This is a genomic window from Acidocella sp. (assembly GCF_050253495.1).
Classification (GTDB): Bacteria; Pseudomonadota; Alphaproteobacteria; order Acetobacterales; family Acetobacteraceae; genus Acidocella.
This window is the reverse complement of sequence record NZ_JBFWIX010000036.1, coordinates 1-15,314: the sequence shown is the minus strand read 5'-3', so window position 1 is coordinate 15,314 and position 15,314 is coordinate 1. Positions and strand designations below refer to the sequence as shown.

The window sequence follows — 15,314 nt, the reverse complement described above, 5'->3', positions numbered from 1 at the left end:
AAACTGGCGTCTCATGGCCTTCGGCGGTCTGTTTCTTTCCGCCGGGTTGGGAGCGGGGCTGGTCTGGCAATCCACCCATGGCAGTGTCGTCCCCTGGGTGGTTCAGGTCGACACGCTCGGTCAGGCCCAGGCCGTGGCCCCCGCCATGGCCGATTACCGCCCGGCCGACCCGCAGATCGCCTGGTACCTGGCACAATTCATCGAGGATGTCCGCTCCATTCCCGACGATCCCGTCATCGTGCGGCGGAACTGGCTTCAGGCCTACGACTTCACCACGGACCAGGGAGCGGTCGCACTCAACGATTTTGCCCGCAACGATGACCCGTTCGCGCAGATCGGCAAAATTCAGGTCTCGGTGGACATTTCCAGCGTCATCCGTGCCTCCAGCAATAGTTTCCAGGTGGCCTGGGTCGAGCGGCACTACGAGGATGGCAGCCTGGCCTCGACACAGCATTGGACCGCCATTCTCACCATCGTCATCTCGCCACCCACGGACGCCAACCGGCTCCAGAAAAATCCGCTCGGAATTTACATCACCGCCATCAACTGGTCGAAGGAACTCGACTGATGCAATACAGAATCTCTTCACTGGCTTTGCTCGGCTCCATCTCTCTCGCCGGCTGCGCGACATACAAGCCGCCCCGGATCAGCTATGACGACACGCCGCGCCCGGCAGTGCTGCTGCCCAATCCGCCAAAGCCAGTAGACATCGTCCAAGTGCCGACGCCGCTCCCGCTGCCCGGCCAGTTGAAACCACTCAATGCTGCAAAGGCCGCGCCGCATGAATCGCCCGATCCTACGATCCGCGTTGCGAATGCCAATGCGGCGGCGCGGGTGCAGCCGACACGGGCTGATTATATCAACGCCATCCAGGTCTATCCCTTCACCGAAGGCGCGCTTTACGAAGTCTATGCCGCGCCCGAGGAAATCACCGACATCGCACTGCAGCCCGGCGAGCAGTTGGTCGGCAACGGTCCGGTCGCGGCGGGCGACACCGTGCGCTGGATCGTCGGCGATACGATCAGCGGCGCCGGGGCGACCAAACAAGTCCATATCCTGGTCAAGCCGACAGCGCCCGGCCTAACCACGAATCTTGTTATCGACACCAACCGGCGAACCTATCATCTGGAGCTGCGCTCCACGCCTTCGACCTACATGGCGTCGATCTCCTGGCAGTATCCGGAGGACGACCTCATTGCGATCAAACAGCAGAATGAAGCCGTCGATGCGGCGGCGCCCATCGCAACCGGCATAGATGTCTCGGCGCTGAATTTCCGGTACAAGATCGAAGGCGATCATCCTCCCTGGCGGCCCCTGCGGGCCTTCGACGACGGGAAGAAAGTCTACATCGAATTTCCGTCCGGGATCGGTCAGGGCGACATGCCGCCCCTCTTTGTCATCGGGCCGGGCGGAGGTTCCGATCTGGTGAATTACCGAGTGCGCGGCAACGACATGATCGTCGACACGCTGTTTGCCGCCGCCGTGCTGCAGATGGGCGATGCCAGTTCCGAGCAGCGCGTCCGTATTGTCCGCACCGATGGGATTCCGGCGTCATGAGCGGAACCAATGGTGGCGGGGATCATGCTCCCGGCCCAGCGCTGCGCCTGCGCCCAGACACCCCAAGGGTCATGAGGCTCTCCCGCAAAGTACTGATCGGGCTCGGTGGCATAGCCGGCGCCGGTATCCTCGGGCTCGGCTATTGGGCATTGCAATCGCGCGGTACCATTCAACCGCCACAGCAACTTTATAACACGCAAAGCCGGAGCATCGCCAACGGCGTCGCCAGCCTGCCGGGCAATTATGCCGACTTGCCCAAACACACACCCGCGCTAGGGCCGCCGCTGCCCGGCGATCTCGGCCCGGCGATCCTGCACGCCCAGCAGCAAGGCCGGGTCACTTCCGGCAGCGATGCGGACGAGCAGCGTCTGGCGCAGGAGCAGCAGGCCGCGCTGACGAGCAGCCTGTTCGTGCAGACACGGACACAGCCCACGCAAGCCCCCGTGGGGAAAGCGACACCATCGCAAGCGCCGGGCAACGGATCGAGCGCGCCGGCGTCGGATGACCCGGAAGCGACGGAGAACATGCAAGCACAGAAGCTCGCCTTTATGAATGGCCCATCCAATGGCCAGACCGTCAGCCCGGACCGGCTGCAAGCCCCGGCATCGCCCTACGTGCTCCAGGCCGGCTCGATCATCCCAGCCGCCCTGATCACCGGCCTGAAATCCGATCTGCCCGGCACGATCTTCGCCCAGGTGACGGAGAACGTCTATGACAGCCCGACCGGGCGATATCTGCTCATCCCGCAGGGCGCCCGGCTGGAGGGGGAGTATGACAGCTCAGTCTCCTTCGGTCAGAGCCGGATCCTGCTGGTGTGGACGCGGCTTATCATGCCGGACGGCCAATCCATCGTGCTCCAGCGCCAGGAAGGTGCCGACAGCCAAGGCTATTCCGGGCTGCAGGATGGTGTGGATTATCACTGGTGGGGGATCGCCAAGGCAGCGGCACTGTCGACCGTTCTTGGCATTGGTAGCGAGTTGGGTGCCAATAACAACGATAACGACATCGTCCTGGCCCTGCGTGAAGGCACCGCGAATACGCTCAACCAGGCGGGCCAGCAGATCGTCGAGCGCCAGTTGAACATCCAGCCCACCCTCACCGACAGGAACGGTCTGCCAGTCGACGTCATCGTCGATCGGGATTTAGTGCTCTCACCATATGAACAAGCAGGTACGCCATGATAAAGCTGAAACTCGGAAACATACTGGACGACAGGCCGGTGAAGATCACCACCGAATTGCCCGCGCATATATTTCGTGATCTTTCCGCCTATGCCAACATCCTTACGAAAAGCACGGGAGCAGCGGCACCCATCGACCCGGCGAAGCTAATCGCGCCGATTCTAGAACGGTTTATGGCAACCGATCGGGCATTTGCCAAAGCGCGGAAGCAGGGTGCGCCGCATCCACCTCAATTTTTATCGGATAGAGGCTGATGCCGTTCCCGCAACAGCTTCAGGAATGAAGCCAGGGCTGGATTGTCATTATCTTCCCGCCAATGCGCGGTATAACCGATGCGGCATGGACCATTGCCATCACGCGCCTCTCTGTAGACAACCCCGGCATGCGTCACGCCGACACAGGCATCGCAAAGCAAGCTTACACCGAACCCCGCAGCAACCAGGCTGTTGATCGCCTCACCGCCAACCTCGTGCCGCACAACCTTGGGCCGATCACCGGGCGAGGCCAGCTTCGCAACCAGCAAATCATGGAAGTCCTGCCCAGATCCGTAATGTGCAAGCAGGAACGTTTCTCCCTTCAAATCGGACCAGAAAACGATTTCGTGGGATGCCAGGGGATGATCCTCCGGCAAAGCGACGAGGATGCGCTCGCTCCAAAGCGGCATCGTCTTATGGCTTTCGCCATTCGGATCACCAGTAACGACGGCGATATCGATAGCGCCGCTCATGACCTGGCCGATCAGATGCGCCCGCGAATCCTGCACCGTGAACACCTCCACGCTCGGCGAACGACGCACGTAGTCAAGCAAAGTGGCCCGCAGGTCTCCGGCGGAAAGCGAGGTATAGAATCCTATCGTCAGTCGGCCGGCTTCACCCCGGCTGGCGGCAACCGCCGCGGTCGCCATCATGTCGGCCTGGGCGATAAGACAGCGCGCGCTACGCAGAAACGCCACGCCGGCTATCGTGGGGCGTACCCCGGCGCGGCTACGCACGAACAACGGTGTGCCGAGACGCTCCTCCATCTGCCTGATACGCCGGCTGAGCGTCGACTGCTTCAATCCAAGCAAATCAGCCGCGCGATGAAAACTATGCTGGTCGGCGGCCGCGATCGCATAACGCAACTGCCTCAAATCGAACGGCATGATGGTGTCCTCAACGTGCGGTTCCGCCGCCATATCAGGACCCGGTTCATCGGCCGGCATTTTACCGGCAGCAAGTGCCCTGTTTTAAGCATCTACACGTCTTCTCTTGGCGGTGTATACTCGCCCTATCCCTTCACGCCCAGCAAAACGTGCTCTCCTGACCAGATCGTCGATCTCTTGTAGAATGTGGCCAATAATTTCCAAAAATTCTTGTCCCGCCCGTGTTAGCGACACTCCACTAGACATACAATCAAACAACGAAATTCCGATCTACTCTTCAACCCTTCCGCTAAGAGCGGATTGCCTACTATTACTTAATAGCAACATTTACTTCCGCATAAATACCTGTCATTTCATCAAGCATACGACCACAAGTAGTGCTTCAGGAACTGCCCGTAGAAGGGGTGCCGCTGCACTAGTCTTCCATACCGTCAGTGATGATAAAAATTCTCTTTTTGGGATCGGTTGGCGTGGCTCCGACCGTACCGCCTGACGGAGGTGTGGAAAGTGCAGCTTAGTTAGTCATCGTAGTGCAATTCGGTGTATTAAAACTTGATGGAGCATTGTTCGTCATTGTGCCGCCCATTAAGTCCGCTACAGAGAGCGGAAAATTCGTACCACCGTTTGAATCAAATGCCGTAGGTGGAAATGACGTTTCGCTCGGGGTTGCCAAGAGGGAGGTCGCTGCGCCGCCATCCAACACTCTAAGGGCCACGAAATGCGTATAGTGCTCTGACGATTACAGTCGTGCACTATAATAGTGCACCCTTACATTTCCTGGCTTATAACCTTAGCTAAACGGGAACATCACACGGAAATAGACTCTCGTACCGACATCGCCGCCCTGACTGGCCACGACATCATGAGTGAAGTAGCCCGCAAGTTGTACCTTGCCAGCTTTATATCCCACCAACAGGCCGGGTGCGAAGGCTCCAGGCTCACCATAAAGGGGGTGATCGGCACCGTAGTAGGTACCCTGGTTCTTGTCCGGCGTCACCTGCTTGGTGTAATAGGCAACCGGACCCACCGACCATTTTCCGAAATTATGCAAAGCTGTGAGATCAACAAAAAGCTGGTCGCCGGACGTGTAATCCGTTGCCTTGTCTTCGGTATTTGTATTGTATAGAAAGTGCACTGATAGCACCCATCTCGGTGAGATATAGGAAAGGGCTGCTTCTGGCTGGAATGTCCAGAAATTATCGCCGATATTCACTGTCGCATTTGAAGAATAGCGGCCGATCGGTGGATAGAAGCCGAATGTCGCACTGCCAAACAGTCCCGGTATGCCAAGATTCCAAGACAGATTGATCGGCACGAATTCCGGATTGGCAAAGGCTAATGAATGCCCCGTTACGCCGGACTGACCGGGAATATTGGACACGTCCAGATTGACGATCGGCATGACCACGAAGGCCATTTCCGTGGCGCCCAGAAATTTCCAGGGCGTCGTCCAGAGAATGCGTGGTGCCGTGGAGATGGCAGTGATCTTTGTGCCATTTTTTGTGGTGCCCTCGGTATCTGTCGCCTGAGCGACATAGACGCTCGACGTATCCTCGAACCATACGCCTTCCGGCGGATTGGCACCCGTGGGTAGGCCAATCGACGACCCTTGAGAATATGCATTGCCTGCACCAGGCTCACGCGCAATGGCCGGACAAGCCAGTGAAAAACCGAGACATGCGAAGCAAAGTATGGAATATGATGGGCTCTGTATCTTGCTCATTTATGTTCTCCCTTATGACATCGAAAATTATTTATTTTGAGTCTGCAGTATGATCCATGTGGTGGGCACGAAGAAAGCCTCCCTACTTGGCCATATTGAGTGTTATTTAGGAATAATCGGTTTTATGAAGTGATCCGCGAATAGACGCGATCATAAGCCGCACCAATCCAAACGTCTTTTAGATGCGAGTTTCAGAAAAATTGTTCTGAGGCGTCCCATATCTGGCAAATGATAGAACGATGCCTCAGAACCCGGTCACTTCAGTATGACGCTCGCTTCCGCTCTTACATAGCGGTTGGGTGTACGGTAATTGGTTTTACATGGATGTGGGGTGCCATACGTGTCGAATTCTGCAGGCAGCGGGCTTCCATAGAAAATAATAGCATTTTCCAGCGCATCCTGTTCCCAAACCACAGGGGTCCAGGATGGATCTGTGATTGTATAGCCAGCTTCGCCAACCAATTCGATCCGATTACCTCCAGGCTCCAACACATACACGAATTGGGCTTGGCTAACCGCGTGCACGGCGGGGCCGGCTTCCATCTCGATGCCATGATCTGTCGCAACATCGCAGAAGTCAGAAAGATGCTGAGTATTACCGTATAGGAAAGCCACATGGTGCAGTCTTCCACCGTCTGCGGCCATGTCCTTAACCAGCGCAAGATCATGCGAGCGCGTCATGGTACGCAGCCAAGCGCCCAGCTCAGTACCATCATGCCCAATGATCTGCTCAGAGAGTTTGAATCCCATGTGTTCGCTCATGAAGCGGCGGTTTTCCGTAACGCTACGCGAGAGCAGGTTAAGATGATCCAACCCACGTACTGGCACGCCACTAAGCGGACGACGTTGGACGCGGTTGAGGAGGATGGAGCGTTTCTGCGCCGGCGGACGGTAATATTCCGCCTCCCAATGCAGGCGTTGGATGCTGCCGTCCGGCATGGTGAACTCATAGGCTGGCCCCAAACCGCCTTCCGCCTTTACCCAGCCTCGACCGAGACCGGATGTCTCAATGGACTTCACCCGGCGCTGCAGTGCCGCCGGAGATGTAGCACGCCAGACAACCGCCCCCATACCCGGCTGCTCACGATACGTAACCTTCAAAGAATGACTATACGGATCGTGCCAGCCGCGCAAATAGACCGAATCGTCACTGCGGCCAGTTTCGATCATGCCTAGAAGATCCCTGAAAAACCAGACCGTCTCATCGACGTTCGGCGAAAACAGTTCAAAAGCCGACATTTCTGAAACGTCGAAGATCGGCTCCGGAATTTGAGTCAGCTGTGAAAAATCATAATCCATATGACGCTCCTTGTCGTTTTTTGCTTATCCAAAATTGGCAAAAAGGTAGAATTACAACGCCCCTATGTCCAATACCTTTTACACTTCACAAATTACGGAAAAGGTATTTTGACTGCGATATTTTATACCTTGCCTGAGAGGGTATGAGGTTTCAGTAGAGGGGCAATCTCCCCCGGAGTGGGCGGCTGGCGCCGAACAGGAAAGAGCTGAAGGCCCGAAACACGCATAACCAGCCCCCACAAACCGCCCGGCGCCCACACCATGAAGCCAGCCGCCACGGCACCCAGCGCGATGAGATACCAGCTGCCGTAATCAGCCAATGCCCCACGTAACAGGAAGAAAACCAGTGTGCCAAGAACTGGCCCCTCCACCGTGCCGATGCCTCCGATGACCACAACGAAGAAGATCGTCGTGGTCCAGTCTATGGAAAAGGCCGCATCGGGAGAAATACGCAGCTTGGTGATAAAGATGAGTGCCCCCGCCATACCCGCCCATAGGGCTGCAGCAAGATAGACCAGCCATTTCATCTTATTCACGGAAACTCCCAGGCTGGCGGCAGCGGACTCATTATCCCGCACGGAGGTGAGGGCCAGCCCCAGTTTACTGCGAAGCAGCGCATAGACCAGCAGTGTACCTCCGGCGCCCAGCCCCAGCGCTACCCATAGCGTGGCGGAGAAGCGCCACCAAACAGGTATACCCATCAGCGTACTCGTGATGGAAGTGCCTGAACCACCACCCAGCATATGGGTGTTCGTCACCAGAAGCCGCAGCACTTCCGCTACGACCCAGGTGCCGACAGCGAAATTCGCTCCACGCAGCCGGAACACCAACTTGCCAATAGGTACCGCAAGCACCGCGCACACCAGCCCGGCAATGGGGATAATGAGAAACGGATTCAGCCCGGCCTGCACCCCCAGCAGCACCAGCATATAGCCACCGGCGCCGATGAAAGCCTGCTGCCCCACGGAGAGCAAACCGCCATACCCCGCGAGCAGGTTCCAGCTTTGCGCCAGAGCCAGCGTATAGAGAAACTCAATCGTCCATTGCTCTGTATAGCGGTGTGCCCACCAGGGCATGCTGGCTACACAGGCACAGAGTGCAAACATGATTGCGAGACTGCCACCCTTGCGGGCACACTGGGAGAGATCTTGCATGCTCAACGATCCCTGGTTTTGGGGAAAAGTCCTGCGGGGCGGAATACGAGAATGGTGAGAAAACAAAGATGCCCGGCCAGAATACCCCAGCCCGGATTCAACCGCGCCCCAACGGCCTGGGCCACGCCCAGCAACACCCCCCCGGCCAGCGTGCCCCAGAGTGAACCTAACCCGCCCATAATTACGGCCTCAAAAGCATAGAGCAGGTGCTGTGGACCCGCGCTGGGGGAAATGTTGCTCTGCATGACCAAAAATACCCCCGCCACGGCGACGAGTGCCATCGCGATACCCATGGCCATGGCATAGATATGGCGGTTATCGACGCCCATCAGCCTTACGGTTTCGGGATCGTCAGACGCGGCGCGGAAGGCGCGACCAAGCGTCGTGCGAGAGAACAGGAATTGCATCCCGCCCAGCAGCAACACAGCCACCAGCATTACCGTGAGAGGCAGAAGGCCAGCGGCGACATTATCACCCAGCACAAAGCTGGCTATGCCGAAACCACCGACGTTCAGACTGCGCGCATTGGCGGAAAAGACCTCCAGCAAGCCGTTTTGGATGATAATGGACAGTCCAAATGTCACCAGCAGAGGACGTAGGACATTATTACCAAGCGTACGATTCAGCAAACCGCGCTGCAGCGCATAGCCAAGCGCCGCCATGATTGGCACCGTGAGTACCAGGGCTTCCACCGGGTTCAAATGCAGGGAAGAAGCGAGTACAATGGCAATATAAGCAGCGAGAATCGCGAAATCGCCATGCGCGATATTGATTACACGCATCACCCCAAAGGACAAGGAGAGTCCCGCCGCAAGCAGTGCGTATAATCCGCCGGTTAGCATACCTTGAAGAAGTATATTGATCCAGTCTGACATGTTCAGACTCCGAAATAGGCAAAAGAGATTTGCTCGCGTGTCAGTTCCGCCGGACGCCCTTGAAGGGAGATCTTGCCTTCCTGGAAACAATATACACGATCCGCGACGCGTAGGGCCTGCCCGGTATCCTGCTCCACCAGCAGCACGGAGGTGCCTTCCGCCTTGATACGGGGCAATGCCGCGTAGATATCGCGAATGACAACGGGGGCGAGGCCCAAGGAAAGCTCATCACACAAGAGCAGCTCAGGATTTGCCATCAATGCCCGGCCGATTGCCACCATCTGCTGCTGGCCACCAGAGAGCGCCATGCTTGGGCGCTTCGCGTGGTCACGCAATGCCGGAAAGAGTTCGTAAATACTGGTAATATTCCACGGACCTTGCCTCTTGGCATAGCCACCCATCAGCAGATTTTCTTCAACGGAAAGGCTCGGAAACAGCTTGCGCCCTTCGGGGACCAGGGAGATGCCGCGGGCAAGAATCTGCTCTGCCCGCAAGCGCCCGATCATCGCCCCCTTGAACTTCACCTCGCCGCCACCATGCAAAACCAGACCGGTTATAGCCCGCAAGAAGGTGGATTTACCCGCACCGTTGGCACCGATCAGCGCCACCGTCTCTCCTTCCTCGACAGTTAAGGTAATTCCATAGAGGGCTTGGAAATCACCGTAAAAAGCCAGGAGCTGATCCGTTTGCAGCAGGCTCATACTGCCTCCACCCCGAGATAGATATTGCGTACCTCCGGGTTGGCCATCACCACATGCGGCTCACCCTCGACCAGTTTGGCGCCGAAATTTATCACCATCAGCCGATCCACCACCGCCATCAGTGCATGCACCACATGTTCGATCCAGATGATTGCGGTGCCGCCAACATGGATGGATTTGATAAGTGCCACCAGCTCATGCACCTCATGTTCAGTCAACCCGCCGCCGATTTCATCCAGCAGGAGCAGCTTGGGCTCGGTTGCAAGCGCCTTAGCCAATTCAAGCCGCTTGCGATCTAGAAGCGTCAGGTTGCCCGCAAGCCTGCCAGCCTTGGTGGCGAGACCGGTGCGCTCCAGCACATGCATGGCCAGTTCACCACCGGTACGCTCATTATGGCTGGCACCGAACATAGCCCCCACCAGCACATTTTCATACACGCTCATGCCCACGAAGGGCTGCGGCACCTGATAGGTGCGACCAATACCGGAGATGGCGCGCTTAAAGGGCGGCCAAGTGGAGATATTCTGCCCTTGGAAATGCACACTGCCCGTGCCGGGTGTAACATTGCCGGAGATGAGGTTGAACATCGTCGTCTTGCCCGCACCGTTGGGGCCGATAATGCCCAGCGCCTCCCCTCCATGGAGGGCGACGCTGAGATTGTCCGTGACACACAAAGAGCCATAGCTCTTTGTGACGTTGCGCAACTCCAGAAGCGCCGCCATCATTTTAAGCGAGAGATTGCAGCTTGTCGGCAACCGGCACTTCCGGCGCCACAGCGTTGTCCACGATCACCAGATCGAACCCATTGCCTGCCTTTCGCCATTGGCCGCTGACAAGCGGTGTTTCACTCACATTGGGCACCGGCCCCTGTGCAAAATTCACGGTGCCATTAATGGTCTTGAGATTTGTTGCGGCGATCGCGGCGCGTATATCCTTCGGGTCGGTGCTGCTGGCGCGCTTGAGCACATCCACCGCAACCTCAAACAATGCGTGACGGTTACCTAGCGGCATGGACCATTGATCGCCCGAGGCTGCGGTATATGCCTTTGCCAATTGCCGCCCGCTTTGTCCGGTCAGGGTTGAAACGAATGGAAATTCCGGCGCCCAGGCCACTTCCACAGAGAGCCCGTTGGCCCGCTCTCCAAAAGCTTTGATGGTCTGCGGGAATTCAAGAGCCTTCGGGCAGGTAACAATTTTCGGGCGGAAATTCTGCTGCGCGGACTGACTCCAGAAAGTCGCGAAATCCGGCGGGGGCAACACCCCGACGACGGTTTCCACCGCGTTGTTTTTAAACGCCGTAATGAAAGGGGTAAAGTCTGAAACCGGCAGAGGAAAGCGCCCGAGATCGGTGAGTTTAAAGCCATCCTTGGCCAACGCGGGGGGGAAGCCTGTTTTAACGTCCGCCCAGGAATTACCGTCTGAATCGTTGGGCCAAAGACTGCCGACCGCCTTATCGGTCGGGATCTGCTGCCACATGCTGGTGAAGGTGCCGATAAGCTGCTCCAACCCCCAGAAGAAATGATAGGTCCACTGAAATCCTGTTTTCGGATTTCCCTGGCAGCCATAAAACCAGGATTGCCAAGGCGTATCCGTGGTAATACAGGGCACACCGTTCAGCTCGCATTGCGAGGAAACAGGCACGGTGGTGGCGGGGGTAGAGGCCGCGATCACCAACGCCACTTCGTCATTCAAGATCAAGTCGCTGGTAACATCCGAGGCACGATTCGAATCGGACTGGCTGTCTTTATAAAGGATCTCGACATCGTAAAGCTGCCCGCCAATCTTCAGCCCTCCGGCGATGCTCTTCTTCAATTGAGCCAGAAGAAACGGATCGGGCTGGGAAAAGGCCGCAAGTGGTCCAGTGACCGGGCTGACAAAACCAATTTTTACTTTCCGGGATGAAGCAGCGCGGACATAAGGTGCATCAAGCAGCGACCCCGCGACGGTGAGACCACCAAGTTTCAAAGCGCCGCGCCGGGACAAGCCATGGCGCGACGAAACTGTGATACGAGTCATGAAACGTCTCCTGTTTTATCTTTGATTGTCTTGAAGTCGATATGGTTTGAAGCTGGCCGTCCCTTCCGAAAGCAGCGACGAAATATTGCTCGGGCCGCCTTGGAAAGGTGGCGTTATAGATTCAGGCTACTTCCGTGGCTCTGGCTTTTGCCTCTTCCGACGGCATTCCTTTAACTTCACCGCCAGAGCCAAAATGCCAAGGCGGTACCTCGTTGATAATCACCCGGATGGTCTCTCGTGGTGCATTGATGCTTTCCACGATGGCGTCTGTCATCGCTCGGATCATTTTCTGCTTCAACTCGACAGCGCGGCCTTCAATCATCGTAACGTTCACGATCGGCATGAGATTTAAGCCTCCACGTTAAAGGCGACCCGGCCAAGGGTCTGGAAATGCGTCTGAATATGCTCTCCGGGTGCCAGTGCATGCGCGGCGGTGGCACCGCCTGCGAGCACGATGTCGCCCGGACGCAGGCTTTCTCCCGCGCGCCCGACGAGCTTTGCTGCTGAGACCAGCGAACGGATCGGGTTGCCGAGGATGGCGGCGGAAGAGCCAATTTGCACCGGGCGGCCGTTGACCTCCATGACGATGCCGAGATTGCTCACATCGGTGTCCGGTTTCGCCCAGGACCCGACATAGAAGCCGGAGGAGGAGGAATTGTCGGCGATCACGTCGGGTAGCGCGAACTTAAAATTCTGGTAGCGGCTATCGATGATCTCCATTGCCGGGGCAACCGCCTCCACCGCCTGCAAGGCTTCCACCGCCGAGACGTTGCCCGACAGCTCCTTGCCCATGATGTAGGCGATTTCCGGCTCGACGCGCGGATGCACGAAGCGGGACTTGGACAATGTCCCGCCCTCCTCCTGTCGCATCGCATCCGTCAGGCGGCCCCAGATGACCTCGGAGACGCCGACTTGCACCATCTTGGCGCGGGACGTGAGGCCCATCTTGTAGCCTGCCCGCTTCTCGCCGCGCTGCCAGCGGCGTTGCAGGAGCATGAGCTGCACGGCGTAGGCTTCATCGGCGGTGAAGCCGGGGTAGCTATCCGTCAGTTGCGGCGTGGCGGTGGCGGTCAGCGCCGCCTCGTCGAGCTTCGCGGCGAAGTCTGCGAGTGATACGTTGCTCATGCTGCCGCCTCACGCTGCTTGAGAATATCCAGCGCCACGTCGATGATCATGTCCTCCTGCCCGCCGACCATCTTGCGGCGGCCCAGCTCGGCCAGAATGTCCCGCGTCTCGACGCCGTAAATCTTCGAGGCGTTCTCGGCGTGACGGAGGAAGGAGGAGTAGACGCCCGCGTAGCCCAGGGCAAGGCTTTCGCGGTCCACACGCACCGGGCGGTCCTGTAAAGGGCGCACGAGGTCGTCGGCGGCGTCCATCAGCTTGTAGAGATCGACGCCGGTCTCGATGCCGTAGCGGTCGAGCACGGCGATCAGCGCCTCCAGCGGGGCGTTGCCCGCCCCCGCCCCCATGCCTGCGAGCGAAGCGTCAACACGCACCGCCCCAGCCTTGATGCCAGAGACCGCATTGGCGACGCCGAGCGTGAGATTGTGGTGTGTATGCACGCCGATCTCGGTCTCCGGCTTCAGCGCCGCGCGGACAGCGGTGACGCGCTCGGCATATTGCTCAGGCAGTAGCGCGCCCGCGGAGTCGGTCACGTAGACGCACTCCGCGCCATAGCTTTCCATCAGCTTCGCTTGTTCGACCAGCTTTTCCACAGAGGCCATATGCGCCATCATCAGGAAGCCGACCGTATCCATGCCGAGCCTGCGCGCCGCCTCGATATGTTGGCGGGAAACGTCGGCCTCGGTACAATGGGTTGCGATGCGCACGGAACGCGCCCCGGCCTCGTACACATGCTTGAGGTCATGCACAGTGCCGATGCCGGGCAGCAGCAGCACGGTGACAACGGCGTGCTTGCAGGCGCCCGCCACGGCAGAGACCCATTCCGTATCGTCATGCGCGCCGAAGCCATAATTGAAGGTCGAGCCGGTGATGCCGTCGCCGTGGCTGATCTCGATGGCATCAACCTTCGCTTCATCCAGCGCGCGGGCGATCTCGGCGGCCTTCTCTATGGAATATTGATGCCGAACGGCGTGCATGCCGTCGCGCAGGGTCACGTCCTGCACATAAATCTTATTCGGGTTGGGACGGGCCATTTAAGCGGCCTCCTTCAGTAGTTCGCGCGCGGCCCAATGGTCGGCGGTGGTCAGCGCGGCGGATGTCATGATGTCGAGATTGCCGGCATAGGCGGGCAAATAATGTGCCGCCCCCTCCACCTCCAGCAGGATGGTGGTCTTCAGCCCGGAGGCATAGCCGATGCCGGGAATGCGCACCGGCGCGTTGTCGCCGATATGCTCGAACTGCACCTTCTGCTTCAGCCGGTAGCCGGGCACGTATTTGCGGATGCTCTGCTCCATCTCCAGGATCGACGCCTCGATCGCCTCCGGCGTGCCTCCCTGGCTCAGCACGAATATGGTGTCGCGCATGATCAGCGGCGGTTCGGCGGGATTCAGAACGATGATGGCCTTGCCACGCTCCGCCCCGCCCAGCACCTCGATGGCCTTCGAGGTCGTCTCGGTGAACTCGTCGATATTGGCGCGCGTCCCCGGCCCGGCACTCTTCGAGGAGATGGAGGCGACGATCTCGCCATAAAGCACGCGGTCGGTCGCGCGCTTCACGGCATACACCATCGGAATGGTCGCCTGCCCGCCGCATGTCACCATGTTGACGTTCGGCTCGTTGATGTTGGCGTCGCCGTTGATCGCCGGAATGGTGAACGGCCCGATGGCGGCGGGGGTGAGGTCAATCACCTTCTTGCCATCATGCTGCAATATCTCGTTGTTCCTGATATGCGCGCCCGCCGAAGTCGCGTCGAACACCACCTTGATGTCCTTATAGTTCGGCAGCTTGCGTAACCCCTCGATCCCCTCATGCGTCACCGGCACGCCCAGGCGCTTGGCGCGGGCCAGGCCATCGGAATTGGGGTCGATACCGACGAGTGCGCCCATCTCCAAATTCTTGGAGGTGCGCATGATCTTGATCATCAGGTCCGTGCCGATATTACCTGAGCCAATGATGGCGGCTTTTACCTTGGCCATGTCTCACTCCTTTGCAAATGCGGCGCGCACGGCGCCAACGCCCTCGATGCGCACGTCGAACACGTCACCCGGCGCCACGACCGCCATCGGCCCCAGCGCGCCGGACAGAATGGTATCGCCCGCCACGAGCGGCTTGCCTGCCTTCGCCATCACCTTCGCTAACCACAAAGCCGCATTCAGCGGTGAACCCAGGCATGCCGCCCCGGCGCCCACAGAAACCGGCTCGCCGGCCTTCTCCATCACCATGCCGCACAGGCGCGGGTCGAAATCCCCCAGCCGGACCGGACGCGAGCCGAGAACGTAGAGGCCCGAGGAGGCATTGTCCGCGATCGTGTCGGTAATCTTGATGTCCCAGTTGGCAACACGGGAGCCGACAATCTCCACAGCCGGCACGCCGTAATCGATGGCCCGGAACAAGTCCGCCGCCGTAAGCTGTTCGTCTAAACCCACATTCCCCAAGTAAATCGCTGATTTTGCTGTCAGGATCTCAATATTTCCGATATAAATCATGGTGTTGATGGCCGTGAGGGGCGCGTTTGATGGATCACCCAGAGGGTGCGGGTTCGAAG

At 58.4% G+C, this 15,314-nt stretch carries 17 protein-coding genes; 4 read left to right on the top strand and 13 right to left on the bottom strand.

Features of this window, described 5'->3' with window-relative positions; all coding sequences use genetic code 11:
- From trbF to AB7D48_RS16840, 4 genes are all read left to right on the top strand, one after another.
- Nucleotides 1–568, top strand: a 568-nt coding sequence (trbF, locus tag AB7D48_RS16855) for a conjugal transfer protein TrbF (protein WP_427981595.1), incomplete at its 5' end; no start/stop codon positions are given.
- Nucleotides 568–1,557 (top strand): P-type conjugative transfer protein TrbG, encoded by a 990-nt coding sequence (gene trbG, locus AB7D48_RS16850; protein ID WP_427981593.1) that lies wholly within the window; start codon nt 568–570, stop codon nt 1,555–1,557. The genes trbF and trbG, both read left to right, overlap by 1 nt.
- Nucleotides 1,554–2,738: a TrbI/VirB10 family protein gene (locus tag AB7D48_RS16845; RefSeq protein WP_427981590.1), complete on the top strand. Its 1,185-nt coding sequence runs from the start codon at nt 1,554–1,556 to the stop codon at nt 2,736–2,738. The genes trbG and AB7D48_RS16845 overlap by 4 nt, the downstream gene beginning before the upstream one ends.
- Complete coding sequence (locus AB7D48_RS16840; protein ID WP_427981588.1) at nt 2,735–2,992, top strand: DUF2274 domain-containing protein; 258 nt, start codon at nt 2,735–2,737, stop codon at nt 2,990–2,992. Before AB7D48_RS16845 ends, AB7D48_RS16840 begins: the two co-directional genes overlap by 4 nt.
- Here AB7D48_RS16840 and AB7D48_RS16835 read toward each other — a convergent pair.
- The 13 genes from AB7D48_RS16835 to AB7D48_RS16775 form a co-directional block, all read right to left on the bottom strand.
- Nucleotides 2,968–3,879 carry a LysR family transcriptional regulator gene (locus AB7D48_RS16835; protein ID WP_427981586.1) on the bottom strand — a complete coding sequence of 304 codons (912 nt, stop codon included), beginning with the start codon at nt 3,877–3,879 and terminating at the stop codon, nt 2,968–2,970. The genes AB7D48_RS16840 and AB7D48_RS16835 overlap by 25 nt on opposite strands.
- Nucleotides 3,880–4,669: 790 nt before the next feature.
- On the bottom strand, nt 4,670–5,602 hold the full coding sequence (locus AB7D48_RS16830; RefSeq protein WP_427981584.1) for a SphA family protein: 933 nt from the start codon (nt 5,600–5,602) through the stop codon (nt 4,670–4,672).
- A gap of 255 nt (nt 5,603–5,857) precedes the next feature.
- A complete protein-coding gene (locus AB7D48_RS16825; protein WP_427981581.1) occupies nt 5,858–6,901 on the bottom strand; it encodes a VOC family protein in 1,044 nt (347 codons plus the stop codon).
- 122 nt (nt 6,902–7,023) lie between these two features.
- Nucleotides 7,024–7,977 (bottom strand): branched-chain amino acid ABC transporter permease, encoded by a 954-nt coding sequence (locus tag AB7D48_RS16820; RefSeq protein WP_427981579.1) that lies wholly within the window; start codon nt 7,975–7,977, stop codon nt 7,024–7,026.
- Between the two features lie 80 nt (nt 7,978–8,057).
- Entirely contained in the window at nt 8,058–8,930 is an 873-nt protein-coding gene (locus AB7D48_RS16815; protein ID WP_427981577.1) for a branched-chain amino acid ABC transporter permease, read from the bottom strand.
- A gap of 2 nt (nt 8,931–8,932) precedes the next feature.
- On the bottom strand, nt 8,933–9,631 hold the full coding sequence (locus tag AB7D48_RS16810; RefSeq protein WP_427981575.1) for an ABC transporter ATP-binding protein: 699 nt from the start codon (nt 9,629–9,631) through the stop codon (nt 8,933–8,935).
- Nucleotides 9,628–10,356, bottom strand: a complete 729-nt coding sequence (locus AB7D48_RS16805) for an ABC transporter ATP-binding protein (protein WP_427981573.1) — start codon at nt 10,354–10,356, stop codon at nt 9,628–9,630. Before AB7D48_RS16805 ends, AB7D48_RS16810 begins: the two co-directional genes overlap by 4 nt.
- Before the next feature lies 1 nt (nt 10,357).
- The gene (locus AB7D48_RS16800; protein ID WP_427981571.1) at nt 10,358–11,614 is read right to left on the bottom strand and encodes an ABC transporter substrate-binding protein; all 1,257 of its coding nucleotides are present in this window, start codon (nt 11,612–11,614) and stop codon (nt 10,358–10,360) included.
- 154 nt (nt 11,615–11,768) lie between these two features.
- A complete protein-coding gene (locus AB7D48_RS16795; RefSeq protein ID WP_427981569.1) occupies nt 11,769–11,990 on the bottom strand; it encodes a 2-hydroxymuconate tautomerase in 222 nt (73 codons plus the stop codon).
- Between the two features lie 5 nt (nt 11,991–11,995).
- On the bottom strand, nt 11,996–12,772 hold the full coding sequence (locus AB7D48_RS16790) for a 2-keto-4-pentenoate hydratase (protein WP_427981567.1): 777 nt from the start codon (nt 12,770–12,772) through the stop codon (nt 11,996–11,998).
- Nucleotides 12,769–13,803, bottom strand: coding sequence for a 4-hydroxy-2-oxovalerate aldolase (gene dmpG / locus AB7D48_RS16785; RefSeq protein WP_427981565.1), 1,035 nt, complete (start codon nt 13,801–13,803; stop codon nt 12,769–12,771). Before dmpG ends, AB7D48_RS16790 begins: the two co-directional genes overlap by 4 nt.
- Nucleotides 13,804–14,745 (bottom strand): acetaldehyde dehydrogenase (acetylating), encoded by a 942-nt coding sequence (locus tag AB7D48_RS16780; RefSeq protein WP_427981562.1) that lies wholly within the window; start codon nt 14,743–14,745, stop codon nt 13,804–13,806.
- Between the two features lie 3 nt (nt 14,746–14,748).
- A partial coding sequence (locus AB7D48_RS16775) for a fumarylacetoacetate hydrolase family protein (RefSeq protein ID WP_427981559.1) occupies nt 14,749–15,314 on the bottom strand: 566 nt, incomplete at its 5' end.